Annotated in this window: 21 protein-coding genes; 15 read left to right on the plus strand and 6 right to left on the minus strand. The window is 60.3% G+C overall.

The window, feature by feature from the left end; genetic code table 11:
• The first annotated feature begins 36 nt into the window (after positions 1 to 36).
• The 6 genes from AB1E42_RS04835 (at position 37) to AB1E42_RS04860 (ending at position 8,976) form a co-directional block, all read left to right on the plus strand.
• Positions 37 to 633, plus strand: a complete 597-nt coding sequence (locus tag AB1E42_RS04835; protein ID WP_368345867.1) for a hypothetical protein — start codon at positions 37 to 39, stop codon at positions 631 to 633.
• Positions 633 to 1,820, plus strand: a complete 1,188-nt coding sequence (locus AB1E42_RS04840) for an O-antigen ligase family protein (protein ID WP_368345868.1) — start codon at positions 633 to 635, stop codon at positions 1,818 to 1,820. Before AB1E42_RS04835 ends, AB1E42_RS04840 begins: the two co-directional genes overlap by 1 nt.
• The gene (locus tag AB1E42_RS04845) at positions 1,817 to 3,829 is read left to right on the plus strand and encodes a Wzz/FepE/Etk N-terminal domain-containing protein (RefSeq protein WP_368345869.1); all 2,013 of its coding nucleotides are present in this window, start codon (positions 1,817 to 1,819) and stop codon (positions 3,827 to 3,829) included. Before AB1E42_RS04840 ends, AB1E42_RS04845 begins: the two co-directional genes overlap by 4 nt.
• A 225-nt stretch (positions 3,830 to 4,054) precedes the next feature.
• Positions 4,055 to 5,191, plus strand: coding sequence for a glycosyltransferase (locus AB1E42_RS04850; RefSeq protein ID WP_368345870.1), 1,137 nt, complete (start codon positions 4,055 to 4,057; stop codon positions 5,189 to 5,191).
• A gap of 91 nt (positions 5,192 to 5,282) precedes the next feature.
• Complete coding sequence (locus AB1E42_RS04855) at positions 5,283 to 7,226, plus strand: GumC family protein (protein WP_368345871.1); 1,944 nt, start codon at positions 5,283 to 5,285, stop codon at positions 7,224 to 7,226.
• Positions 7,227 to 7,230: 4 nt separating this feature from the next.
• Complete coding sequence (locus tag AB1E42_RS04860) at positions 7,231 to 8,976, plus strand: polysaccharide biosynthesis/export family protein (RefSeq protein ID WP_368345872.1); 1,746 nt, start codon at positions 7,231 to 7,233, stop codon at positions 8,974 to 8,976.
• On the opposite strand, the gene AB1E42_RS04865 is transcribed toward AB1E42_RS04860, so the two are convergent.
• Complete coding sequence (locus tag AB1E42_RS04865; protein ID WP_368345873.1) at positions 8,973 to 9,569, minus strand: HD domain-containing protein; 597 nt, start codon at positions 9,567 to 9,569, stop codon at positions 8,973 to 8,975. The genes AB1E42_RS04860 and AB1E42_RS04865 overlap by 4 nt on opposite strands.
• A 151-nt stretch (positions 9,570 to 9,720) precedes the next feature.
• On the opposite strand from AB1E42_RS04865, the gene AB1E42_RS04870 reads away from it, so the two are divergent.
• Positions 9,721 to 10,830, plus strand: coding sequence for a DUF2235 domain-containing protein (locus AB1E42_RS04870; RefSeq protein WP_368345874.1), 1,110 nt, complete (start codon positions 9,721 to 9,723; stop codon positions 10,828 to 10,830).
• Here AB1E42_RS04870 and AB1E42_RS04875 read toward each other — a convergent pair.
• Together AB1E42_RS04875 and AB1E42_RS04880 are read right to left on the minus strand one after the other, a co-directional pair.
• Complete coding sequence (locus AB1E42_RS04875) at positions 10,827 to 11,270, minus strand: DUF1178 family protein (RefSeq protein ID WP_368345875.1); 444 nt, start codon at positions 11,268 to 11,270, stop codon at positions 10,827 to 10,829. The genes AB1E42_RS04870 and AB1E42_RS04875 overlap by 4 nt on opposite strands.
• Before the next feature lie 70 nt (positions 11,271 to 11,340).
• On the minus strand, positions 11,341 to 11,862 hold the full coding sequence (locus AB1E42_RS04880; RefSeq protein ID WP_368345876.1) for an NUDIX hydrolase: 522 nt from the start codon (positions 11,860 to 11,862) through the stop codon (positions 11,341 to 11,343).
• Between the two features lie 21 nt (positions 11,863 to 11,883).
• Between AB1E42_RS04880 and AB1E42_RS04885 the strand changes: the two genes are divergently transcribed.
• The 8 genes from AB1E42_RS04885 (at position 11,884) to AB1E42_RS04920 (ending at position 19,789) form a co-directional block, all read left to right on the plus strand.
• The gene (locus AB1E42_RS04885; protein ID WP_368345877.1) at positions 11,884 to 13,023 is read left to right on the plus strand and encodes an acetoin utilization protein AcuC; all 1,140 of its coding nucleotides are present in this window, start codon (positions 11,884 to 11,886) and stop codon (positions 13,021 to 13,023) included.
• A gap of 44 nt (positions 13,024 to 13,067) precedes the next feature.
• Entirely contained in the window at positions 13,068 to 13,814 is a 747-nt protein-coding gene (modA, locus tag AB1E42_RS04890) for a molybdate ABC transporter substrate-binding protein (protein WP_368345878.1), read from the plus strand.
• Positions 13,814 to 14,506 carry a molybdate ABC transporter permease subunit gene (gene modB / locus AB1E42_RS04895; protein WP_368345879.1) on the plus strand — a complete coding sequence of 231 codons (693 nt, stop codon included), beginning with the start codon at positions 13,814 to 13,816 and terminating at the stop codon, positions 14,504 to 14,506. Before modA ends, modB begins: the two co-directional genes overlap by 1 nt.
• The gene (modC, locus tag AB1E42_RS04900) at positions 14,503 to 15,588 is read left to right on the plus strand and encodes a molybdenum ABC transporter ATP-binding protein (protein ID WP_368345880.1); all 1,086 of its coding nucleotides are present in this window, start codon (positions 14,503 to 14,505) and stop codon (positions 15,586 to 15,588) included. The genes modB and modC overlap by 4 nt, the downstream gene beginning before the upstream one ends.
• Positions 15,589 to 15,599: 11 nt before the next feature.
• Entirely contained in the window at positions 15,600 to 16,763 is a 1,164-nt protein-coding gene (locus AB1E42_RS04905) for an acyl-CoA dehydrogenase family protein (protein ID WP_368345881.1), read from the plus strand.
• A 17-nt stretch (positions 16,764 to 16,780) separates the two neighbouring features.
• Positions 16,781 to 17,896 carry a CaiB/BaiF CoA transferase family protein gene (locus tag AB1E42_RS04910; protein WP_368345882.1) on the plus strand — a complete coding sequence of 372 codons (1,116 nt, stop codon included), beginning with the start codon at positions 16,781 to 16,783 and terminating at the stop codon, positions 17,894 to 17,896.
• 38 nt (positions 17,897 to 17,934) lie between these two features.
• The gene (locus AB1E42_RS04915) at positions 17,935 to 18,390 is read left to right on the plus strand and encodes a DapH/DapD/GlmU-related protein (protein ID WP_368345883.1); all 456 of its coding nucleotides are present in this window, start codon (positions 17,935 to 17,937) and stop codon (positions 18,388 to 18,390) included.
• A gap of 64 nt (positions 18,391 to 18,454) precedes the next feature.
• Positions 18,455 to 19,789 (plus strand): O-antigen ligase family protein, encoded by a 1,335-nt coding sequence (locus AB1E42_RS04920; protein ID WP_368345884.1) that lies wholly within the window; start codon positions 18,455 to 18,457, stop codon positions 19,787 to 19,789.
• Positions 19,790 to 19,838: 49 nt separating this feature from the next.
• Here AB1E42_RS04920 and AB1E42_RS04925 read toward each other — a convergent pair whose 3' ends face one another.
• From AB1E42_RS04925 to AB1E42_RS04935, 3 genes are all read right to left on the minus strand, one after another.
• On the minus strand, positions 19,839 to 21,206 hold the full coding sequence (locus tag AB1E42_RS04925; protein WP_368345885.1) for an arylsulfotransferase family protein: 1,368 nt from the start codon (positions 21,204 to 21,206) through the stop codon (positions 19,839 to 19,841).
• Between the two features lie 113 nt (positions 21,207 to 21,319).
• The gene (locus tag AB1E42_RS04930; protein ID WP_368345886.1) at positions 21,320 to 22,609 is read right to left on the minus strand and encodes an aspartate aminotransferase family protein; all 1,290 of its coding nucleotides are present in this window, start codon (positions 22,607 to 22,609) and stop codon (positions 21,320 to 21,322) included.
• Positions 22,610 to 22,613: 4 nt separating this feature from the next.
• A complete protein-coding gene (locus AB1E42_RS04935) occupies positions 22,614 to 23,717 on the minus strand; it encodes a mandelate racemase/muconate lactonizing enzyme family protein (RefSeq protein ID WP_368345887.1) in 1,104 nt (367 codons plus the stop codon).
• Between the last annotated feature and the right edge of the window lie 7 nt (positions 23,718 to 23,724).

A 23,724-nucleotide genomic window follows, 5' to 3' on the forward strand; every position in this document is an offset into this window, starting at 1 on the left:
GCCTTTGGTTAATGCGGAGTGAATTGGAGTCGGGCCATGCCGCGTCAACAGGTCGTCAAACTGGCGATTGCCTTATATGCGCTTTGGCTTTTTGCCGGTGCGGCGCTTCTGCTTCAGGCGGATCGCCAAGCACGCGCGTGGCAGGCCAGCAATGGCCTTTTGCCCACTGCCGCGCAGTTGACGCGCCTTTCCTACCGTCGATGGGAGGACATGCTGCGCGCATGTGATGATGATCTGGTTACACAAAAGGCGGTCGATCCCCAACGCATGGCCGATTGCGCGCACCTCGCGCATGCCACTCCTTCTGGCACCCGCGTGCCAGCGCTTGCGCTACTTGTCGCGGCAGGTGCCGCGCGGCATCGCGGGGACATCACTGCCGCCCATGCAGCGCTTGCCAGATCGCAGGCGGCTGCGCCTTTTGAAGGGTGGCTTGCCGCACGCCGGGTCACCCATTTACGCCATTTGCCCCGCGCGCGGGATGCCCTGCACGGTTGGGCGCTGGCTGACCTCCAGCTCCTCGCAGGGGCGCGGCGTTTCCACGATGTTCTGCACGAAACCTATCGTGGCCGCGTTGATCTGCGGACGTGGATCGCCGCCGCTCTGCCTGCGGCCACGGGGGAGGGCGCGCCATAATGACCCCTTCCGCCGTCGCTTTCCCCGATGTTTTGCATACGCGCACGGCGCGGCCCTTAATGATCGCCGCCAGCCTGATCGGGGTGGCGATCATCGCTCTGTCCGTGGCGAATGGTGGAAATCGGGTCTATGCCTCTGCACCTTTTGCGATGGCGATTGCGGCGCTCCTCGCAGCACTGCTGATCGGGCGCCCGATGCCACGCCTGCCGCGCCGCGCTTTTTTGGCTGGCGCCGCGTTCACCTTCCCACTGATGATCGCACTCACGCAGCTTTTCTTTCCGCGCATCTGGCCGACGCCGCTGCCACACCTCGCTGCCGCCAGTGTTATGCTCTTAGCGATGCTGCTCGCACTCTACCTCGCCGTTTTTTGGGTGGCACACGCCCCGCCCGCGCGCGGCGCTTTGATGATCGTCCTGTTCGGTGGGATCACCTGCCACGCGCTGTGGGCGGTGTTCTCGGCGGCGCCCTTCGCGACGGGTGGTTTTTACTACCGCAACGCATTCGCAAGTTTCGCGGGGCTGGGTACATTGATCGGTCTGTTTCTTTTCTCCGTTACGCCAATAGCAGGCGCGCGCATACCAGTCTTGGTGGCCACACTCGTGTGCTTTGTGGCCGTACTGGCGTCTGGTTCGCGTCTGGGAACGCTGTCCTGCCTTTGCGGGTGCGGTCTTTATATCGCCTTTAGCCGGCCCCGTTTGCACATGCTCGCTCTTTCCATGATCGCGCTTATCTGCCTGCTGCCCTTTGCCGCTCCGGTCATCACCCGCCTGCCACTCGTTTCAGTAAATGCCCCCGAACGTTTGGAGCTTTATGCGCAGGTTTGGAACATGATCACCTTCCACCCTGTATTCGGGAGCGGTGCGGGTGGTTTCGTCCCTGCGTTCGAGGCCGCAAGGGGTGCCACGCTTTCTGCTGCGTTCAGCTATGACCACGCGCATAACAGCCCTCTTGCCGCATTCGCGGCCTTTGGTATCGTCGTCGGTACGGTTCCGTTTTTGTTGCTCGGCAGTGTCACCGTTGCCCTCATCCGCTCCGCCCGACAAAGCCCGCTCGCACGACTTGCAGCATCAGGACTGGCGATGGCGGCTCTCCATGCGCTGGGCGATTTCACCTACGAAATTCCTGCCAACGCGGCGCTGCTGACGGTCATTCTCGCGTTGGGCTGCACTGACGGAGCAACATCATGACAAGCCCCTCCCGCCCAATTGTTGATGACCAGCTCGACCTGCGGGGGTTCCTTGCGGTCATGCGGCGGCAAATCGCGCTCATACTGCAAGTGCTCGTTGCTGTTGCGCTTCTGACCGCGCTGTACCTCTCCCTCACGCCCCGCGCCTATACCGCGACAGCGCTACTGCGGGTCGATCCGATGGCGATTTCCTTGGTCGAGGCGTCGGGAGGTTCGCCTTCGGCGCAGTCATCCCGTATCGACACCGAAGTCGAAATCCTCCGTTCAGGCGGACTGGCGTTGCGGACGATTTCCGCACAATCTCTGCTGCGTGACCCTGATTTTGGCCCTCGGCTTGGCATGGTCACCCGGATGAAAACCGCTCTTGGATGGGAAGACGCCGCTGAAACCTTTTCCAACGACGCCGAACTACAGCACAGCCTGTTACGTTTTTCCGAGGCGCTTGCCGTCCGCCGCATCGGGTTAACCGAAATCATTTCGGTTTCGGTCACGACTGCAAACCCTGATCGCGCCGCCGCCATCGCCAATGCGCATGCGGAAGGGTTCATTCAGGATCAGATCGATAGTAAGCACCGTGCAGCCCAGGCCGCACGGGAGGTCATGGAGGCAGAGCTCGCCGCGACGCGCCTGCGCTTCCAAAGCGCGGAGGCAGACCTTCAACGTACGCGCGAATCGATCGCGGAAACTGGTAACGCAGAGGCCGCCCGCGCGACCCGACTGGCTGTAGAATCTGCCTTTGCACGCGATGACTGGCAGGGCATTATTTCAGAACTTGAAAGTGACAGTCTCGCCGCACTTGTCCGCCAACGGGAAAATCTGCGCAACCGCCTTTCGGGGGAGTTGGCGCAGGAATTGTCTGCCGATGACCTACGCGCGACCCTCGACGCAGTAGAGCGTCAATTGGACCAAGAACTGCAATCAGCACTGTCTGCACTCGATTTTACCGCGCAAACCGGATTCGCAAGCGACAGCGCTCTGACCGATCTCTATAGCCGACAACAAGAGGCTGTTGTTGCCCGCCGCCAGTATGAGCAGGTTTTGGGGGCGCTGCGTGAACTTGAAGCGCGCGCGGCATTGCATCTTGCGGATGGGCGGATCGTCTCCCCGGCGTTGCCGCCACTTTCGGCGTCCTCACCGAGGGTGATGCTGGTTGTCTCCGTGGCGGTTTTCATGGGGATTGGTCTGGCGATCGCGGGCGCGCTGTTAAAAGAATATCACTTTGGTGGGATCACTTCCGTGCAGCAATTGCGCAACGTCCTCGCCACGCCGGTCGCGGCCTCTGTTCCCTTGGTGCGGCTGCCCGGTGCTGATGACGTCGCCGCCGATCTGATCGACGAAACGCCGCTTTCGCCGTTTGCTGAATCCTTCCGCCGCTTGCGGGCCGCAATCGACCTGCAATTGCCGCGGCAAAAAGGGGCTGCGACGGTGATCATGGTGACCTCCGCATTCGCGGGCGAGGGCAAGAGCACAGCCGCATTGTCCTTGGCGCGAACCTATGCTGCCGCAGGTCAGCGATGCCTTTTGATTGACGCTGATTTCCGAAATCCGTCGATCCACCGCCTGATGCGGATCTCGCCAACGCGCGGGTTGCACGACTTCTTGCAAGCCGGTGCCGAACTGGAGGCACTCGCCGACGACGATGCCAGCAATTTCTACGTTCCCGATCGCGTGGCGGGGTTGCACACGGTTCTCGGCGCAAATCCGTCTGTAATCCCTACCGATACGGTTTTGCAGTCCGAGGGGTTCCGGCAACTGATGCAAAACGCCCGCGCGCTTTTTGATGTGGTGATTTTGGATACGCCACCATTGATGCCGGTCGTCGATGCGCGATACCTCGCGGCGATGACCGATATCTGTCTCTTCTGCGTACGCGCCGGATCGACCGATCAACGCCCCATCCGAGAGGCATTTCAGGAACTTCCCGATTCCCATTGGGCCATCATGAGCGTGTTGATGGGAGGCGAGAGCCGAAAAGAAAGCTATTCCGGCAAATATAACTGGGCGGCTTGATCTGCCAAAGATCTTGCTGGCTGGGTTTGCGCACCCCAGGAGTGTGCAGTTGCGGGAAAGAGTGACCCCCTCCGCCTGAAAGGACGGCGATGAAACGCCCGCGCAACGTTTCGCACGCGCAGCAAAAGCGATTTGTCGTGAAGCCTAACCTGTGCTAAGAGCCAAGTGGCTAATCTCATTTTGCCACTGCTGTTCAGTCAAGACTTCCGAAAAAGTGCCATTACCATGAATGTTGCTGTTGTTTCTTTGCTCGTTGTTTTTGCTGTATCGTTTGTGGTCAGCGGTTTTATCTGGGCAACGAAATCATTTCAGATGGGGGCCTTATCACGGCGCGCCGATACCCGCGCGGTGCAAGCCTCTCATGTCGCTCCGACGCCGCGCCTAGGCGGCGTGGCTTTTGTCATCGCACTTGCTGCTGCCGTTATCTCATGGGGTTCATCTGACGGCGAACGCGACACTTATCTTTTGTTCATTTCGACCCTTCTTCCTGTTTTCGCCGCCGGCTTACTGGAAGATCTCGGCATGAACGTCCGGCCTCGTAACAGGCTAATCGCTGCTGCGGCGTCAGGCATGTTGGTCGTTGTCTTCTTTGGTTTCTGGTTGCCGCGCGTCGATCTCCCCGTCATCGACCTGTTCTTCACCTTTGCGCCATTCGCCATCCTCTTCAGCCTCTTTGCCGCGGCGGGCGTTTCGCATGCTTTCAACCTCATCGATGGTTTGAACGGCCTGTCGACCTCTACCGCCATGATGGTTGCTGGCGCATTGGCCTATGTTGCGGCCAAGCATGGTGTGCCGAATGTATTCGAGGCTTGTCTGATCTGCATGGCAGCCCTGGGTGGGTTCCTGCTGTTCAACTATCCGTTTGGCAAAGTGTTCCTTGGGGACGGTGGTGCCTATTCCGTCGGTCATTTCCTGGGCTGGAGTGCCATAGCGCTCGTTTATGCCCGTCCCGAAATCAGCGCCTTTGCCGTCCTTTTGATCTTCTTCTGGCCGGTGGCCGATACCTGTTTTGCCATCTACCGCCGCCGCCGCGCTGGGCGCCCATCCGATCAACCGGACCGGCTCCATTATCATCAGCTTGTCATGCGTGCGCTCGAAATTCTGCTGTTGGGGCGTGGTCGTCGTGAATTGGCCAATCCTCTTGCAACAGCCGTCATGCTTCCGATGATCGCGTCGCCGATGATCGCTGGGGTAATTCTGGTCGACCAACCGCGTCAAGCTTTCATAGCCTTCATCGGTTTCGTGGTGCTTTTTGTCGGGACCTACCTGATTGGCCTGCATCTCGCGCGTCGAATTCCGTTCCGGCACAGAAAACCACACCCTGAAGCCGCCGACCGTGCAACGCATATCGCCGCAGGCTAGAGGGCTGTCCCGCTGGCCAAAGGGTTGCAAAACCTGCCAAAAACCAGCAAGACCAATCGGAATGTGATTTTGGCGCCGATGGGGGATGCACTTGTCTGACAATACAGTGGAGATTGCTGACGACGAGATCGATCTCGCCGAGTTGTTTGCGGCTTTGTGGTCCCAGTGGTTTCTCATCGGTGTGACGACGTTTTTGGCAGCGGCTGCTGCGGTCTACTACGCCGTTGCCATCGCCGAACCTGTTTTTGAAGCGCGGGCGAAATTCGCCTTCGAGGAAAAATCTGGCGGACTGTCAGGTCTGGGTGATCTAGGTGGTTTGGCTGCCTTGGCAGGCGTGTCGGCTGGCGGCGGAGGCGGCCCCTCAGCCACGTTGGAAGACAGGATCAAATCCCGGGACTTCATCCTGTCCATTGCTGATGAGGCAGGGCTTTTTGACGATGAAGAATTTAACCCGCCATTCGGTGAGCTGAGCTTGCGTGGTGAGATCCAGGTCGCACTCGGTGTCAGTGAGCGCCGCACATATTCGCCTGCCGCTGAAATCGCCCAAATCGTCGAGAAGTTTAATGAGCAAGTGGTAGTGTCAGTCGGTGATGGCGGTTTGGTCAGCATCACCACGTCGCACAGCGATCCAGAACGCGCCGCAATCATCACCAACACCATCGTTGAGCGCGCCTTGGCGGATATTCTGACGGATCAGAAAGCCAAGTCTCGCGCCCAAATCGATTATCTCGCGGGCGAACTGTTGCAAGTCCAGTCGGAGCTTGAATCTGCGGCCGACGCCATCGCGGAATACGCGGTCAAGAATGATCTCGCCTCCGATCAGGAGCTTGCGCGCGCATCGGCTCAGTTGGTGCTCCTGCGTGATCAACGCGAGACGATTTCCGAACTGCGCGCCGCCTTCGATGCGCTTGAGGCGATCCGTAGTGATTCACCTGTGTTTTCAACCACGACCCGCAACCGTCTGATCGACGACCACCCAATTGTGCGCAGCAATGATTTCCGCCGTTTGATCGGTTGGCAATCCAACCCGTCGACGTGGGAAGTCCCAGCTGAAGAGCAGATCGAGGATGCCCGCGCCAACTTGGATGTCCGCTTTTTGGAAGTAAACCGCACCATAGACGAGTTTGAGCAGTTAGCCCGCCGCAATGCCAACGCCGCCTCTGAACTGGCAACTCTGGAGCGCGAGGCGACAGTTCAAAAAACCATCTATGAAGTGATGGTGCGCCAATTTGAAACCCAGCGCATTACAGAAGGTTTCCAAGCGGCAATTGCCGATATTTACGAGATGGCCGTCCCGCCGATTAGGCCAACTTCTCCGAAAAAACCTCTGATCGCAGCATTGGGTTTGGTGCTGGGGTTGTTTATCGGATCCGGCGTCGCCCTTATCATTACCATGCGGCGCGGCGTTCTTTATACCCGCCGCGCGGTGTCGGAAGCGATGAGCAGTGACATTGCCGCTTCTGGGGTCAGCCGTTATTTTGGGCGTTTGGTGGCGCGCGTTGGCCGCCTGTCGGCCAAATTTTCGCGCAGGCCGCATCCGCAACTTGAGGAAATTTCCGTCGAGATCGCACAATCGCTGCCCAAGCGCATACTCGTCACACCTACCAGCTCCGCGCCGCTTGCTGGCGGGGTCGGGCTTTATCTTGCCTCGGCACTGCCCGACGGCGGGGCAGCGGTTGTTGATCTGACAGGGAGCTTGAATGTGAGTGGCATCACACCAAGCTCAAGCAAGGGGCTGCTTGACAAGTTCGAAGCTGGCGATGGTGTCACCATTTTCAAAGCGCAGCGCAAGGCCCGCTTGAACCCGCTTTCAATTGAGCAAACGATCTCCGAAATCGAGGACAGTTTCGAGCGCGTGATCGTCGTTTGCCCACGGGTTGACGAAGGCGCGCCGGTCACAGCGGCACTCGCCCCGCGGGCGCAATGGATCGTGTCGGTGGTGCGCGCCGGCCGCACAACGCGGGCGCAAGCTGATCGTCTCAAGTCCCTTCTTAAGCGCGCGCCATCTGCCCGCGCCACGCTGATCTGCGAGTAGGCCAATGGTAATGACCCCACTGAAGTTCACTCTCCCCGCAGTTCTCGCTCTTACCGCCTGTGATACGGCTTATGTGTCGCAAAGCCTGCCGCTCGAAGCCACGCGCGAAGCTGCCGCGCTGGATCAGGCTGATTTCACCCTCGATATTCAGCCGCTGACACCCGAAGTAACCCGCGCCGCCAATGCCACACGCTGGCAACGCGCGGCAATCGTGCTCGATGCCGGCTCCGCATCCGGCACAGCCCTGCAAAGTGAAACGACGGCACGCGCCGAACGACTTCCCCCTAACGCCCCGCCACCCGTTTATCGCATCGGCGTCGGTGATGTTTTGACACTTGCCTCGCAGCGCCAAACTGTTGGTTCCGACGGCGTGCCTCGCGCCATCGTCGAAGGGCTTTCGCTTCCGGTTTTGGAAAACGGGACAATCTTCGCCGCCGATATCGGAACGGTCAATGTTCTCGGTCGCACTCTGGATGAAACACGCGCCCTGATCGCCGAGAGGCTCGCCGCTTCCGCAGGCAGTGCTGCTGCACCATCAACGCTGCCGTTACCGCCGACTGGCGCACGCCCGATCTACAAGATCGGCGCGGGCGACATCCTGTCTTTCACCCAGTTCATCCCGCAGGTTTCTGACAGCGGTTTGGTGAGCGACGTGCCGACAGCGCGCCCGCTCGTCGTTTCCTCGACCGGCTCGGTGACGCTTCTCGGCGCAGGCGATGTCACCGTTGAGGGCATGACCACCGAAGAAGCGATTGAAGCATTGTCCTCCGCTTTGCTGCGCGCAGGGCTCAATCCCGAGGTCGAACTTTCGATCCAGTCGAATAATTCTCAACTCGTCCGCTTGATGGGGGACATCCCCGCCGGAGTCACGGACTTGTTGATCCCTGTGGTCGAGGCACCTGTCAAACTTGTCGATGTCATAGGTGGCCTGAATCTGCCCTCGCCTAACGGACGCGACTATTTGATCCGCCTGCGTCGTGGTGACAAGCAATACGGTATAGCCGCCAGCGCTCTGCTTGAAAATTTCCGCAGTGAAGCGATTTACCTGCATCCCGGTGATGTTGTCGTGATTGAGGCCCGTGATAGCGCCGCTGACTTCTCGCTCAACATTACAGGGTTCAATTCGCAAACCGTCACAGTCACGTCGGCCACGGGCGGTGGCCGCAACAACGTCTTGCCGATCACGACAGACCCGCTCACGCTGGCTGATGCCCTGCGCGCGGCAAATGTCACCGTTGACCGGCGCAGCGATGTCATTGCGCGTATCAGCCGCAAAGGCAGTGAATATCGCGTCTCCGCAAGGCGTGTGCTCATCGAGGATCCCGCTCGCGATATCTACCTTCAAGCTGACGACAGGATCGTTCTCGAGCCCGTCGCCTACGACCAACAAAGCGTGATGATCACTGGCGCGGGAACCGCGCCACGTCTGATCGAGATCGAGCAAATCGCGCGTCCCAGCTTGGCCGATGCGGTATTTTCCAGTGGGGCCATGGGTAACGATGAGGCCGACCTCAAGCAGGTGTTCCTGCTCCGGCTAGATCACAATGATCACAGTGAGTTTGATGCCTATTATCTGGACCTCAGCAACCCGACGCGCCTTGCGTTGGCCAATGACCTCCAGCTGCGTCCCGATGACATCATCTTCGTCTCCGATCAGCCGGTCAGCGAGTTCACCAGCGTCACCGGCCGAATTGCGAACGCGCTGCGCTCCGGCCTCGGCTTGGCAGCGATCTTCGGCCTGACCCCCTAGACGGTCACCAACGGTTCCCGTTCACCCGGCCGGATAACCGCTGGATCATAGGGCGTGCGCGCAAAAACCGCGCGCACCCGCTCTGCGAAATGTTCAATCGGCTCATGCGCATAGTTGGGGTCGAAAGAGCTTTGATCCCAGCGCTCGCAGAAGGTCGCACAGTCGTCGAAATATGGATGGCCGCGATAAATCTCGCGCTTGTCGGGGTTGGCGCCCACATGCTGCCCGTAATAAGCCAGTTGGAAATCCCCGTGCTTTTCAACAACCCATGTGCACTGCTCCCGCACGAAGGGGCGCAGGATCGTCGCGGCGTATTCGTCATGGTTATAGGGGGCGTAAATGTCGCCAATATCATGCAACAGGGCTGAGACGACCCAATCAATATCGGCCCCGTCGCGCTCGGCGCGGGTGGCCGATTGCAATGAATGCCCAAGGCGGGTGATCTGATAGCCCGAAAGGCTCTCGTCCAGATCGACCAGCGCCTTCAACAGCAGGTCTGCGGTGCCTTTCGTGTACTCGGTTTCGTGTTTCGTCAGGAAGGCATAATCCTCTGCATCGCCATCTTTCATCGCGGTAAATTTGACCTGATCCATCAAAGCCTCCCTCACGGTTTTCTCCACCGAACATCAAACATTCCTGCGCGGCAAGAAAAGAGTGATCCACTGGACAGCAAAGATCAGGTCGCTAGGCTGAACGAGAGCAGCGCCAGCAGAGCGCTATCGAGAAGGATAGGTTTTTCCCCCTATGCCATTGCGACGTTTCGGTGATTGGTTCCTTGGCTTGTTCCGTCGCGCTCCGCGGCAGGAAGAAGACCCCGTTCGCCGCCGTGGTCCCGCGCTCCATGTGGTTATTCTGGATGGCACGATGTCCTCCTTGGCAGACGGATATGAAACCAACGCAGGCAAAACCTACAAGCTGCTGCGCGAGGCAGGGCATACCGCCAACCTGACCCTGCATTACGAAGCGGGCATCCAATGGCGCGACTGGCGAGAGACTTACACCGTGATGACGGGTAAGGGCATCAACCGCCAAATCCGCCGCGCCTATGGCGTGCTTGCGTCCCGCTACCGCGAAGGGGACAGGATCATCCTGATCGGCTACTCGCGTGGCGCCTATGCGGTGCGCTCGTTGGCTGGTGTGATCGGCAAAGTTGGCCTATTGCGCCCGCACGAAGCGATCGAACGCAACATCCGGCAGGCCTATCGCCTCTATCAATTGCGGAGCGATCCGACGACCCGCGCGGCCTTCCGGGCTGCTTATTGTCACGCAGAGGTGCGCATTGATGCCATCGGCGTTTGGGACACGGTCAAGGCTCTTGGCCTGCGGCTGCCGCTCCTGTGGCGGCTGACCGAGGAAAAGCATAGTTTCCACGATCACCGGCTCGGGCCGCATGTTGCCTTCGGCTTTCATGCGCTTGGGATCGATGAAACCCGCGAGGGCTATCTCCCCGTTTTGTGGTCCTCTCCAGATAACTTCGATGGGCGGGTCGAGCAGATCTGGTTCCGTGGCACGCATGGCGATGTCGGCGGCCAGATCGGGGATTTTCTCCCGGCGCGCCCGCTTGCCAATATCCCGCTTGTCTGGCTTCTTGAACGGCTCGCTGATTGTGGCCTTCCACTTCCCGCAGGCTGGCAAGGCCGTTTCCCGCAGGATCCGCTCGCACCAATGGTCAGCACTTGGCGCGGCTGGGGGAAGTTGTTCTTGCTGCGCAAGCGTCGGCTGGTGGGGCGGGAGCCATCCGAGTTCCTCCACCCATCCGCCAAAGATCACCCGCGCGGTGCAGAACTGCCAGTTTGGTCACCGGCCCAAAAGGAAGAAGGGTTCAACAGGACGAAACGGCCTACTAACGGTTAGTTTGATTTCCGCTTCGGCGCAAAGGGCAGGGGCGTCACCGGCACGCCATCTTCCAGCAGTTTGCGCGCCTCGTCGAGCTTCGCCTCTCCGTAGATTGAGCGCTCTGGCGCTTCACCCGCATGCATCGCGCGGGCTTCCTTGGCAAAACTGAGCCCGACATACTCGGAATTTGCTTCAACCTTCTCGCGCAGCGCCTTCATTGCAGCTTCCGCCGGGTTTGACGGGGCAGAAAGCGGCCGTTCCGGCGCCGCAACAACAGGTTCCATCGCCCCTTTTTCGGAGCGTACCGCAGGTGCCATCAGCTGTTTCTCGACCGTGCCCGAGCCGCAAATCTCGCAGTGGAGCATACCCGCATCCATCAGCTTGCCAAAAGCCTCACCGGATTTGAACCAGCTTTCAAAGCCGTGCCCCTGATCGCATTTCAAACTGTATTTGATCATCAATCTACCGCCGCACGGCATTGCTTCCATGCGGTTACATAGTCACTTTGCCCTTCATGGCAAAGGGCATTCACGCCAACCATTTGCCTATTTGGATTTGCTTGGCGTTGAAGTTCTTGACGATCTTGGCAAGCTCCGCGTTGTCGAGCTTCTTTGCAGCCTTCTTTGGGCGGTACCATTTCCGCCGCCGTTCGTCCTTTTCCGGCCACTTGGTGTGCGCGGCGGTTACATGCACCGGGTAAACCATCGTCAAAACCGGCAAAATCCCGTCATCCGTGCGCTTATCCTCAAGATAGACACCCAGACAAAGATCAAGTGCCTTACCCGTCAACCCAGCCTCTTCCCAAGCCTCCTGTGCCGCGGCTTCGGCAGGGGTCTGATTATGCATCGGCCAGCCCTTCGGGATGATCCATCGCCGCCGCCTGCGACTGGTGATCAGGCATACCTGTGTTTGCTTCCCCACACTGCGATAGCAAAGCGCCGCGAACTGAACACGCAAGTCGCTCTTAGGAACGTGCCTCAGTGACAGCGGGCGCTGGACCAACATTGACAATTTCTCCTGAGGAACATGTTGTGCTGTGTTCGAGCGCATACTCGCATCCGGAAGAGGCTGATGCAATTACCATCCTCATCGTTGCCGGTCCGTTTTATCGGGCATGAGATCTATCGCGGGTCGTCTTACGGGCCGTGGCATCCTTTGCGGGTGCCGCGTGTCTCAACGGTGATGGATCTCACCCGCGCATTGGGTTGGTTGCCGACCGCTCAATTCATTATCTCCCCCCGCGCCAGGCCCGCGGCCTTGTCCCTGTTTCATACGCCCGCCTACATTGCGGCGCTGGCGCAAGCCGAGGCGGATCAACAGGTCAGCGATCCCGTCCGCGCCCGTCACAATATTGGGACGCCGTCCAATCCGGTCTTTGCCGAGATGTTCCGCCGCCCCGCCACTTCCGCAGGGGCGTCGCTTCTGGCCGGTGAGTTGCTCTCTGAACCCGGCATCATCTATTCTCCCGCGGGGGGCACCCATCACGGCTTTCCCGATTACGCCAACGGCTTTTGCTATTTCAATGATCCGGTATTGGCGATCCTGTCCTTGCGCCGCTCGGGCCTGCGCCGCATCGCTTATATCGACATCGACGCCCACCACCCTGACGGCGTCGAGGCTCGTTTCGCCGATGATGCGGACGTGCTGCAAATATCTACTCATGAAGAAAACCGCTGGCCGCGCACCGGCGCGCTCGCCGATCGTGGGGTAGGGCAGGTCTATAACCTGCCCCTGCCGCGCGAAATGAACGACGATGAGATGGCCCTGATCCGTGATCATCTGCTCTTGCCACTGGTGCAACGCTTCCGCCCCGAGGCGATTGTGCTGCAATGCGGCTCTGATGCCTTGCTCGAAGATCCGCAATCCCGCCTTGCCCTCTCGAATAATGCGCATCTGGATATCTTGCGCGGTTTGATGTCGCTGTGTGACAGGCTCTTGGTCCTCGGCGGTGGCGGCTACAATCCTTGGTCTGTCGGCAGGCTTTGGTCGGCTGTTTGGGGCGTTCTGAACGGCCATGAGCTGCCCGATTCCCTGCCGGATGCAGCGCGCGGCGTCCTCGCTGACCTGCGCTGGGAGGGGCGTAAACGCTTTACCGGCCCGCCCGCTCATTGGGTCAACGAACTGCGCGATGCCCCGCGCAATGGCCCGATCCGCGCCGATGTCCGCGCGCGCGTCGCGCATCTGGCAACGCGCGAAGGCATCTGGCATTAGGAACGCGCTTTGCCCATAGTCGTCTCAAAGCAACCGGAGCGATGATGCGCCATATCTTGAACCTCATATGTGCCCTCTGCCTGCTGGCCTCCGCGCCAGCGCGGGCCGCACCGCTGAACCTTTACGCGGCGGCGAGCCTGAAGGACGTGCTTGATGAGGTTGCGTCCGTGTGGTCCGGCCCGGATCTGCGCATCGTTTATGGCGGAAGCTCCACCATCGCGCGGCAGGTTGCACGCGGCGCGCCCGCTGATCTGGTGATCACTGCCAGCAGCGATTGGATGGATTGGTTGCAGGCGCAAGACGCGCTTCGGCCCGAGACACGCAGCGATCTCCTCGCAAATCGGCTCGTGCTGATTGGCCCCGCTGGCGCGACCCCCGCCGCATTGGACGACAGCCTCCCCGCCCGTTTAGGTCAAGGGCCGCTCGCAATGGCACTCACCGAGGCCGTCCCCGCAGGCCAATACGGCCGCGCCGCGCTGGAACATCTCGGCCTCTGGGAGCCGCTCGCGCCGTTTGTCGTGCAGGCTGCAAATGTGCGCGCGGCATTGGCGCTTGTTGCGCTGGGCGAAGCGCCGCTAGGCATGGTCTATGCCACCGATGCCGCCGTCGAGCCGCGCGTCATGACCCTCGCGGATGTGCCTGAAGCAAGCCACCCGCCCATTCGCTACCCGATGGCGCTGACCGCAACCGCCCAAGATGGCGCCACCGCGTTGCAAGCGTTCCTCACCAGCGATGAAGCCCGCTCGATCTTCTCCAAAGCGGGTTTTATCCCGCTGCCGGAGGCGCGCTGATGTTCGGTCTGGGTGCCGCAGAACTGGAGGCCGTGCGCCTCTCGCTGAAAGTGGCGGTCTGGGCCACCGTTCTCGCACTGCCAGTGGCCTTTTTCTTGGCATACGCGCTGACCCGTTGGCGCTTTCCAGGGCGTGGCGCGCTGAACGTTCTGGTACATTTGCCGCTGGTCATGCCGCCGGTGGTTACGGGCTACCTTCTGCTCCTCGCTTTCGGGCGGCGCGGGCCGATCGGGGAGTGGCTCGAAAGCCTGTTCGGCTTCGTTCTCGCCTTTCGCTGGACGGGCGCGGTGCTGGCCGCCGCGTTGATGGGCCTGCCCTTGGTCGTTCGGGCGATGCGGCTCGCGCTCGAAGCCGTTGATCCCAAGCTGGAGGCCGCAGCAGGCACCTTGGGCGCGGGTCCGCTGCGCGTGTTCTTCACTATCACCTTGCCACTGGCATTGCCGGGGGTGCTGTCCGGTGCGGTTCTCGGCTTCGCCAAGGCGATGGGCGAGTTCGGCGCCACGATCACCTTTGTCTCCAACATTCCTGGAGAGACACAAACCATTCCGCTCGCGGTTAACACGCTGCTCGAAGTTCCCGGCGCCGAACCGCTGGCCTTGCGGCTGGCCGTGGTGTCGATCCTCATTTCTGCCGTGGCGATCTGGCTTTCCGAACGGCTCGCTTCCCGCCTCCACAGTCGGAGGCAGGCATGACCCTCACCGTTGCCTATACCCAAACCCTCGGCGGCCGCGTGTTCGATATCGCCTTCGAGACAGGCCCCGGCGTGACCGCGCTTTTTGGCCCTTCGGGTGCGGGTAAAACCTCCATCGTCCACGCCGTCGCCGGCCTCTCGCGCCCAGATGCAGGCCGGATCGTCGTTGGCGGAAGGGTGCTTTTTGACGGCGCAGCGCGGTTATCCGTGCCTGTCCATCAGCGCCGAGTCGGGTGCGTGTTCCAAGAGGCGCGGCTCTTTCCCCATATGACCGTCCGCCAGAACCTCACCTATGGCGGCAGCGCGGATTTTGACGATATCGTCAGCCTTCTGGGGCTTGAGGCGCTGTTGGACCGCCGCCCTGCGGGCCTTTCCGGAGGCGAGTCGCAACGCGTCGCCCTTGGGCGGGCTTTAATGTCCGCGCCGGAGATCCTCCTGCTGGACGAACCGCTCGCCGCGCTGGACGCCCCGCGCAAGGCCGAGATCCTTCCGTATCTCGAGCGGATCCGCGATGCTGCCCGCCTACCTGTCCTTTATGTCAGCCATGACCTGTCCGAGATCACCCGCCTTGCCTCGCATCTCGTGCTGATCGAGGATGGGCATGTGCGCCAGGCTGGCCCGATTGCCGATATCCTGAGCGATCCACGCCACAGCCGTTATTTCGGTGTCCGCAATGCAGGCGCACTGATCGAAGGTACGGTGGTCGGCTACGATGCCGAGGATGCGCTCAGCACAATCCGCTTTGCTGGTGGCGAACTGACCTTGCCTGACTGGATCGGCCCACCCGACGCCCCCGTCAGGGTGCGGGTCGCGGCGCAGGATGTGATCCTCGCGCGGCAGGCCCCGCCTGATCTGAGCGCCCGCAACTGCCTGCCTGCCCGCGTGACCGACCTGCACCAAGGCGACGGGCCGGGGATGATGGTCGGCATGAGCTTGGGGCAAACCCGCCTTCTTGCCCGCATCACCCGCCGCGCTGGCCGCGAGATGGACCTCGCTGTCGGCGATCAGGTCTGGGCTATCTTCAAAACAACCGCCGTCAGCGGGCGCAACGTCAGCGCAGGCGGCTTTGAGTCGGAAAATTGAGGAGTATATAGATGACCATTGGGTTCGAGACAGAGTTTCAGGACATCCGCGAAGGTGTGCGTGCGCTCTGTGCCCAATTCCCCGATAGCTACCACCGCGAGGTTGACGAGGCCCGTGCCTATCCTGAGGCTTTCGTCGATGCGCTCACCCGCGAAGGCTGGCTCTCCGCCCTGATCCCCGAAGAATACGGCGGTTCCGGCCTTGGCCTCACCGAAGCCTCGGTGATCATGGAGGAGATCAACCGCTCGGGCGGCAATTCCGGAGCCTGTCATGGGCAAATGTACAATATGAACACGCTCGTGCGCCACGGCAGCGAGGAACAGCGCCGCACCTACCTGCCGCGCATCGCGTCGGGCGAGCTGCGCTTGCAGTCCATGGGCGTCACCGAGCCGACAACCGGCACCGACACCACCAAAATCCGCACCACCGCCGTGCGCAAGGGCGACCGCTATGTGATCAACGGTCAAAAGGTCTGGATCAGCCGCGTGCAGCATTCCGACCTGATGATCCTCCTTGCCCGCACCACGCCGCTGGCCGAAGTGAAGAAGAAATCCGAAGGCCTGTCGATCTTCCTCGTCGATGTGAAGGAGGCTTTGCAGCAGGGCATGAGCCTGCGCCCAATCCGCAACATGGTCAATCACGAGACAAATGAGCTGTTCTTCGACAACCTCGAAATCCCCGCTGAAAACCTGATCGGGGAGGAGGGGCAGGGCTTCAAATATATCCTCACCGGCCTCAATGCCGAACGTGCATTGATTGCTGCCGAATGCATTGGCGACGGCTACTGGTTCGTGGACCGGATCACCAAATACGCCAGCGAGCGCAGCGTCTTTGGCCGCCCCATCGGGCAGAACCAAGGCGTCCAGTTCCCCATCGCCGAAAGCTATATCGAGGTTCGCGCCGCCGATCTCATGCGCTTCGACGCCTGCCGCCTGTTTGACGCGGGCAAGCCCTGCGGGGCCGAGGCGAACATGGCGAAATACCTCGCCGCCAAGGCCAGCTGGGAAGCGGCAAACGCCTGTTTGCAGTTCCACGGCGGCTATGGTTTCGCCAGCGAATATGACGTCGAGCGCAAGTTCCGCGAAACCCGTCTTTATCAGGTCGCGCCGATCTCCACGAACCTGATCCTCTCCTATGTGGCTGAGCATATTCTCGGCCTGCCGCGTTCTTTCTAGCGCTGAAAGGTTCCCGCATGACGCTTCCCCTTTCCGGCCTCAAAGTCGTCGCTGTCGAGCAGGCGGTCGCAGCCCCTTTCTGCACCGCGCGGCTGGCCGATGCAGGGGCAGAGGTCATTAAGATAGAGCGTCCCGAAGGCGATTTCGCCCGTGGCTATGATGATGCGGCGGCAGGGCAGTCCAGCTATTTCGTTTGGCTCAATCGCGGCAAGCACTCCCGCGTGCTCGACCTGCGCACCGCAGAGGACCGCGCCGCGCTGGAGGCGCTGATCGCCGATGCCGACGTGCTCGTCCAAAACCTGAAAGCCGGTGCGCTGTCCCGCTTGGGCTTCGCCCCTGAACGCCTGCGGGCAGACTACCCCCGCCTGATCACCTGCTCCATTTCCGGCTATGGCGAGGACGGCCCACTTGCCGATCGCAAAGCCTATGACTTGCTCATTCAGGCAGAGTCGGGCCTCTGCTCGATCACCGGCGGCCCGTCCGAGCCGGCTCGCGTCGGTATCTCCATCGTTGACATCGCCACCGGCGCGACCGCCCATGCCGCGATCCTTGAGGCGCTGATCCAGCGCGGGATCACAGGGCAGGGCGCGCGGATCGACATTTCCATGTTCGATGTAATCGCCGAATGGCTGACCGTCCCGCTCCTCAACCACGAAGCTGGCCGCACGCCCAAGCGCATCGGCATGGCGCATCCGTCGATCTCCCCCTATGGCGTGTTCGAAACCTCGGACGGCAAGCAAATTCTCATTTCCATCCAGAGCGACCGCGAATGGCGCAACCTCGCGCGTGACTTCCTGCAACAGCCGGACCTCGGCACCGATCCGCGCTTTGCCACCAACGTGCAGCGCGTCGCCAACCGTGCCGAAACAGACGCCCACGTCGCCGCCGCCTTTGGCACACTCACCGCCGCCGATGCCATCTCCCGCCTTCAGGATGCTGATATTGCGCTGGCGATGGTCAATGACATGGCCGCCCTCGCGTCCCACCCGCATCTGCGGCGCATCACGCTCGACACGCCCACCGGCAGCGTCTCCTTGCCCGCGCCCGCGGCCCGTTTCGCCGAGCAGCCCCGCAGCTACGGCTCCGTCCCGGCCCTCGGCGCTGGACAAACGCCGCCAGAGCAAGAAGGGTAGGGAAGTAAGCAGCATTCGGGATCGCATGGGAGGAACGGGTGGCTCTCAGTCTGAACAACTTGCGGAAATTGCGCGGGGCGCTGGTTGCCCTGCGCAGATGGGGTCTCCGCACGATCTGGGGCATGGATATTCACCCAACTGTCGAGCTGTCCTTCTCCGCGCGGCTTGACCGCACCCATCCCAAGGGCATTCACGTCGATGCCTATACCTATATCGCTTTCGATGTGCGGGTACTGTCCCATGATATGGTCCGCGCCCTTCGCAGCGATACGCGGATCGGCAAGCATTGCTTCATTGGCGGAAAATCTCTGATCTTGCCCGGCGTCACGATTGGCGACAGTTGCATCGTTGCCGCCGGATCGGTTGTCACCAAATCTGTCCCCGCCAACAGCATCGTCGCCGGAAATCCCGCGCGGGTGATCCGTAGCGGTGTCGAATTGTTGCCCTATGGTCGCCTGCCCCCCGCATCGGAAGGCACGGCTGAAAAAGGATAATTGGGCATCGCGCACGGATATGGCATTGTAACCGCACAGAACCCAGCCACAGACGGTCAGTCATTTGCTCCGAAGCCCCACTCTCATCCCGGATGCCCATGTCAACGAGGCACCGGCACAATCCGAACTCCCCCGTTGGGTCAAATTCGGGTTGGTGCTCTACCTTTTTCTGATGTTCTTACCGCTCCAGCCACATCTGGCGGGGATCAACCTAATCCCGTTCCGGCTGTTCCTTCTCGTAACGATCATTCCCTTCACCCTCATTCGGATACGCTCTGACTCCGGCTTCGACCGGATCGACGCGCTGATGGCCCTTCTGAGTTTCTGGGTGTTTCTGTCCTTCATCGTCAATCATGGCATGGCGCGGTTTGAATTCGCGGTGATGTCAGCGATTGAATATTACGGCGGTTTTCTGGTTGGCCGCGTGCTGGTCACCTCGCTGTCCGGATTCCGGTTCTTCCTCAACGCCTTTGTCATCGCACTCGCACTGATGATCCCCTTCGCGGTGATCGAAAACCGCACCGGAACGAACCTTTGGCTCGATTTTTTCATAAAGTTTTCGACAACAAACATGCCTGGACCTCCCGAAATGCGCTTCGGTGGATTCAGGGTCAATTCGGTCTTTGCCCACCCGATCCATTTCGGCATCGCAGGTTCAATGTTCCTAGGCTGCTATTTCACGCTCTATCGCTGGGGAGAGGGCCGCGCGGTCCGTGTGCTCGTTGCGTTAGCCGTTGTGTTCTTGGCCCAGTCGTCGGCGCCCATGCTCTCGGTGGGTGGGCAACTTGGGCTGCTTGCGTGGGGTGTCATGAGCCGCGACCGCTGGAAGCTTCTTCTGGCTTTGTTTGTCGCTGCTTTCGTGTTCCTCAGCATTGCGTCCGATCGCGGCCCGATCATCATTTTGGTCGAGACGATGACCCTCAACCCCCGTACTGCTTGGTGGCGGATACACATCTGGAACTTCGGCATCGAAAACGTCTGGCAAAATCCGATCTTCGGATTGGGGATGCGCGATTGGGTGCGGCCGCACTGGTTGGCCCCCACGGTGGATAATTTCTGGCTCTTGATCGCCATGCGGCATGGGCTGCCTGCAGTTGCCTGCCTGATCGGCGCGGTGGCCATCACCATCACCCGCATCATGCGGGCAACCTACGCGCAGCCGGATATGGAGCGCGCGCGCTTGGGCTATCTCATCTCGATGCTCGGCTACATCATCGCCTTCGCGACCGTGTTCGCATGGGGGCAAATGGTGGCGCTCAGCATGGTCTTCCTCGGCGCCGGCGCCTTCCTCTTCGCCCCCACCAATGGCGGCACGCCTGACGAGGAAAGCACTAATATCCAACCACCAACCCCGCGTGCAATCGCGCCGCGCTATACGCGGTTTCCGGCCAAAAAGTGAGCGCTTCACTTTTGACTAAGGACTTTCTTCCGCAATTCATGTCGCCGCGCTATTGGCAGGTATCAAACCCAGCAAGATTGTTGCCAAAAAAATTGCGCGGGAACAGGTCTGCATTAGTGATTTCGCCGACGTATTGGTCATTAAACTGATTGACATATTCCCAAACAATCATACCGCTACCATCGACCTCAATAACCCGCCCACCGTCAAATTCGGTGATGATCATGCCGTCATCTGGCAAGAGTTCATGCTGACCTCGGATTACCGAAAGCATTTCTTGTCCGGTACTTTCGCCGAAGCGCACTTCGGTCTCCGATGTCGCTGGGTCAACGAGTATGATATTCGTGGAAAAAGGCGTCGAAAGGTCTGTGCGGCGATTTTTGTACGCTGTAGAAAATGTATTATTGTTGAAAACCGAGATGCGTCCATCTGACCTGAATTCGGGATCATGCTGCCGTAGCCAGGGGCCCGTTTGATGCCATTTGACAGCATGGGTTTCTCGATCGATGACCATGATGAAGTTGAGCTCACGCATCGAAATCATCAAATCACCAGCCCTGAACAGCGGAAAAGAGTCGGAAAAGCGAGAACTCAGCTCCGCAATTTTGTTTGCATGGACCGGCTCATCAGGACCGACGCTGCCTGCATCGAAACTGCTGCCTGTTGCTGTCAAAATTGGCAGTAAACCGCCTTCCCGCATCAACTCGGGAATGGAAGTTCTCTCAAGAATTTCTCCATCTTCTGAAATCCTCAAAATGGTATCTTCCTTGATCGTGCCGGTGCTCAAAGTGGCTGAGAAGGGGCGGAACCGATCAGGTTCATGCGAAGGTTCCCAGAGTGTTCGGCCAAGCACCCAGTACCCGCCTTTTTCGGCGCGCGTGACCGAGTGGTGCGTATATTCATCTACGGCCCAGACGACCTCGCCACATTGAGTCAATTTCACGGTGCCGCAATACTCATAATTGAACACAAGTTCGCCGTGAGGGGTGACGAGTGCTCCATGCGTATCAACGTCCAGCGGAGAACTTACCGCGCAAGGACGGCTTTCCGCATCTGGGAAATGTTTCAAATAATCCAATGACCAGCGTTGAATGATCGTACCATCGCGCTCGATGAGCCGCGCTTGGTTTTCACCGTCGAAGAACCCCATCATGAATACGAGGTTATCATCGTCGGTGACGTTCTTGGTTACCCCGTTGCCCTGCCCACGGGAAGGCTGCAAATGATTTCTGACCGAGAACGGAACTTCGTCGAACAAGCCGATATTTCCAATATCGACCAATACCGTCCTGAGCAATGGTACCGGTTGTAGGTCTTTGGAAGACGCCACCACACCATAGACAAACGCGCCGCCGATTGTGAGGAATACTGCGGATAATATAAACAGATATTTTGCGACTCGATCCAGAAACGTCATGAACTCTAAACACTACAGTCAAAAATTTAAATTAAAGGTGGTCCCTCGATAATTGAGGCGATGATGGCGAAAATGAGTTCAAAAAGATATGTCTTTCGCAATTACGCTGCTTTTTAGGGAGACTTGCCCCCCGCCACCGCCCGCGCTGCTTTGGCGATTGCCGCCTCCGTAACCTGTAAATCTGCCTCCGTGAGCGCGAGGCTGGGGTAGGTCTTACCGGCGGATTTGAAAATTCCGTTGGCCTTCAGCGCCGCATTCCAGCGGCCAGCCGCCGCCGCGTCGCCCTCTTTTACCGCGCGGTAATCTCTTGGTGCGTCCTTGGTGAACACGACTTCAAACAATGTCGCATCGCCGACGATCTGATACGGCACGCCGGTCGCACTCAGATGGGCGTCGATCATCCCCATGATCCGCTCCCCCGTCGCGCGGAGGGACGAATACTGCCCCTCACGCCGTAGGATTTCGAGGCTCTTCAGCCCCGCCGCCGCCGCCACCGGATTGCCTGAAAGCGTGCCCAGCTGCATCAGCCACGCATCCGCCCCCACTTCTGCTTTGTCGAAATGCGCCATGATATCCGCGCGTCCCACCGTCGCCGCCAGCGGGAAGCCGCCACCGATCACCTTGCCCAGTGTGCACAGGTCGGGCGTCACACCATAGAGCGTCTGCGCACCTCCGTAATCAAACCGGAAGCCCGTCACCACCTCGTCGAAGATCAGCACAATGCCATAGCGGTCACATTCATCCCGTAAGCATTGGAGAAAGCCAGACTCCGGCGGGATGATCCGCTGCAAGGGCTCGACGATCAGCGCCGCCACGTCATGCCCGTGTTCGGCCAATAGCGAGCGGATGAATTCTGGGTCGTTGAACGGCGCGATCAGCATTTCTGCCGCGACGCTCTGCGGAATCCCCGCGCTATCTGGCACCGCTTGCGGGAAGTTCACCCGCTTGCTTGGCGCAAGGCTCATCTGCGCCTCGGCCGACATGCCGTGATAACCGCCTTCAAACTTTACGATCTTGTCCCGCCCCGTAAACGCCCGCGCCAACCGGATCGCATACATATCGGCCTCGCCGCCGGAGGAGACATAGCGCAGCCGCTCGGCACAGGGCACCGCGTCACAAATCGCCTCGGCCAGTTCGATGCCCTGCGGGTTGTTGGCAAAGAAGGTCTGCCCATTGGGCAGCTGTTGCAGCACCGCCTCCAGCACCTCAGGGTGCCCATGCCCCAGCAGCATCGGGCCGGAGCCGATCAGATAATCAACATACTCCGTCCCATCCGCATCCCACACCCGCGCAGCCTCGCCACGGGTGATAACGGTCGTCGGATCAAAATTTCCGAAGCCCCCCGCAGGGAGCACGGCGCGCGCGCGGTCAATCCATTCGGCTTGGGTGGTCAGGCGGTTCATTGTGTCAGTCCAGTATGAGGTCAGGAGTGCCGAGTGCGGCAGCGTCAACGGTGATGCCAAGCCCCGCCCCCTTGGGCGGTGCGATCCGCCCCTTGGCGCGGCTCGGGGCGTCTGGCGCGAGGCGCGGCCCAACATAATGCGACAGGTCACACACGTTCAGCACCCGCGCCGGTTCGGTCGCAGCACCCAGATGCAGCGCGGCAGCGGTAACGATATCCGACCCCCAAGTGCATTCGATGCACATCTTTGCGCCCAGATGCAGGGTCAGGTCGCGCGCGCGGCGTGTCGCCGATAGCCCGCCAAATTTCGACAGTTTCAGGGCCACCGCATCCATCAACCCCAATTGATGCGCTTGCAAAAGGCTCGCGGTGTCATGCGCGCGCTCGTCGAGCTTCATTGGCAGTCCCGTTGCCACCTTCACCTGCGCGCATTCCTCCAACGTGTTGCAGGGTTGCTCCAGCATCACGTCCAGATGCGCCACGGCGCGCCCCACGCGGATCGCGTCCAGTGTCGTCGCGCCACAGTTCCAGTCGCCATAAACAAGCGGCCCGTCACCCACCGCCGCGCGTACCTTGGTCAGCCGCTCCACGTCGGTTTGCCAGTCGCCCGATGCGCCAAGTTTCACCTGAAACTGGGTGATCCCTTGCGCTTGCGCGTCTCGGGCGATGCGGGCCATTTCGTCCGGCGCAACACAGGTGATCGAATGATAAAGCGGCATATCCGCCTGCCGCTTCCCGCCCAACAGCGCGTGAAGCGGCAGGCCCGCCACCTGACCAGTGATGTCCCACAGCGCGATATCGAGCGCCGACATCGCATAGCGGTGATCGGGCAAATAGGCCGCGCAGCGCGTGATGAGCGCCTCCGGCCCAACGGGATCAGCGCCAAGGATCACCGGCGCCAGTTCTTGCAGGGCAGGGGCCACGCCCCGCGCATAGGCGGGCAGGTAATGCGGGATCGGGCAGACCTCTCCCCAACCGCGCAGGCCAGTATCGGTATCGACAGCGATCACCACACTCTCGACGGTATCGCAGGTTTTGCCCTCGGCCATGTAATAGGCCGTGTGGCTCGTCAAAGGCACATGCCAGAGCGAAAGCCGCGTGATCTTCATCTCTTAC

This window comes from Pelagovum sp. HNIBRBA483 (assembly GCF_040931995.1).
In the GTDB taxonomy this organism is placed as follows: Bacteria; Pseudomonadota; Alphaproteobacteria; order Rhodobacterales; family Rhodobacteraceae; genus JAEPMR01.

Bases quoted from the DNA above. Each gene is read 5' to 3' on its own strand.
- modB (WP_368345879.1), top strand. From the start codon at position 13,814: ATGTTCGGTCTGGGTGCCGCAGAACTGGAGGCCGTGCGCCTCTCGCTG.
- AB1E42_RS04845 (WP_368345869.1), top strand. From the start codon at position 1,817: ATGACAAGCCCCTCCCGCCCAATTGTTGATGACCAGCTCGACCTGCGG.
- AB1E42_RS04865 (WP_368345873.1), bottom strand. From the start codon at position 9,569: ATGGATCAGGTCAAATTTACCGCGATGAAAGATGGCGATGCAGAGGAT.
- AB1E42_RS04875 (WP_368345875.1), bottom strand. From the start codon at position 11,270: ATGATCAAATACAGTTTGAAATGCGATCAGGGGCACGGCTTTGAAAGC.
- modA (WP_368345878.1), top strand. From the start codon at position 13,068: ATGCGCCATATCTTGAACCTCATATGTGCCCTCTGCCTGCTGGCCTCC.
- AB1E42_RS04870 (WP_368345874.1), top strand. From the start codon at position 9,721: ATGCCATTGCGACGTTTCGGTGATTGGTTCCTTGGCTTGTTCCGTCGC.
- AB1E42_RS04905 (WP_368345881.1), top strand. From the start codon at position 15,600: ATGACCATTGGGTTCGAGACAGAGTTTCAGGACATCCGCGAAGGTGTG.
- AB1E42_RS04860 (WP_368345872.1), top strand. From the start codon at position 7,231: ATGGTAATGACCCCACTGAAGTTCACTCTCCCCGCAGTTCTCGCTCTT.
- AB1E42_RS04935 (WP_368345887.1), bottom strand. From the start codon at position 23,717: ATGAAGATCACGCGGCTTTCGCTCTGGCATGTGCCTTTGACGAGCCAC.
- AB1E42_RS04840 (WP_368345868.1), top strand. From the start codon at position 633: ATGACCCCTTCCGCCGTCGCTTTCCCCGATGTTTTGCATACGCGCACG.
- AB1E42_RS04930 (WP_368345886.1), bottom strand. From the start codon at position 22,609: ATGAACCGCCTGACCACCCAAGCCGAATGGATTGACCGCGCGCGCGCC.
- AB1E42_RS04910 (WP_368345882.1), top strand. From the start codon at position 16,781: ATGACGCTTCCCCTTTCCGGCCTCAAAGTCGTCGCTGTCGAGCAGGCG.
- AB1E42_RS04885 (WP_368345877.1), top strand. From the start codon at position 11,884: ATGCAATTACCATCCTCATCGTTGCCGGTCCGTTTTATCGGGCATGAG.
- AB1E42_RS04850 (WP_368345870.1), top strand. From the start codon at position 4,055: ATGAATGTTGCTGTTGTTTCTTTGCTCGTTGTTTTTGCTGTATCGTTT.
- modC (WP_368345880.1), top strand. From the start codon at position 14,503: ATGACCCTCACCGTTGCCTATACCCAAACCCTCGGCGGCCGCGTGTTC.
- AB1E42_RS04925 (WP_368345885.1), bottom strand. From the start codon at position 21,206: ATGACGTTTCTGGATCGAGTCGCAAAATATCTGTTTATATTATCCGCA.
- AB1E42_RS04880 (WP_368345876.1), bottom strand. From the start codon at position 11,862: ATGCGCTCGAACACAGCACAACATGTTCCTCAGGAGAAATTGTCAATG.
- AB1E42_RS04835 (WP_368345867.1), top strand. From the start codon at position 37: ATGCCGCGTCAACAGGTCGTCAAACTGGCGATTGCCTTATATGCGCTT.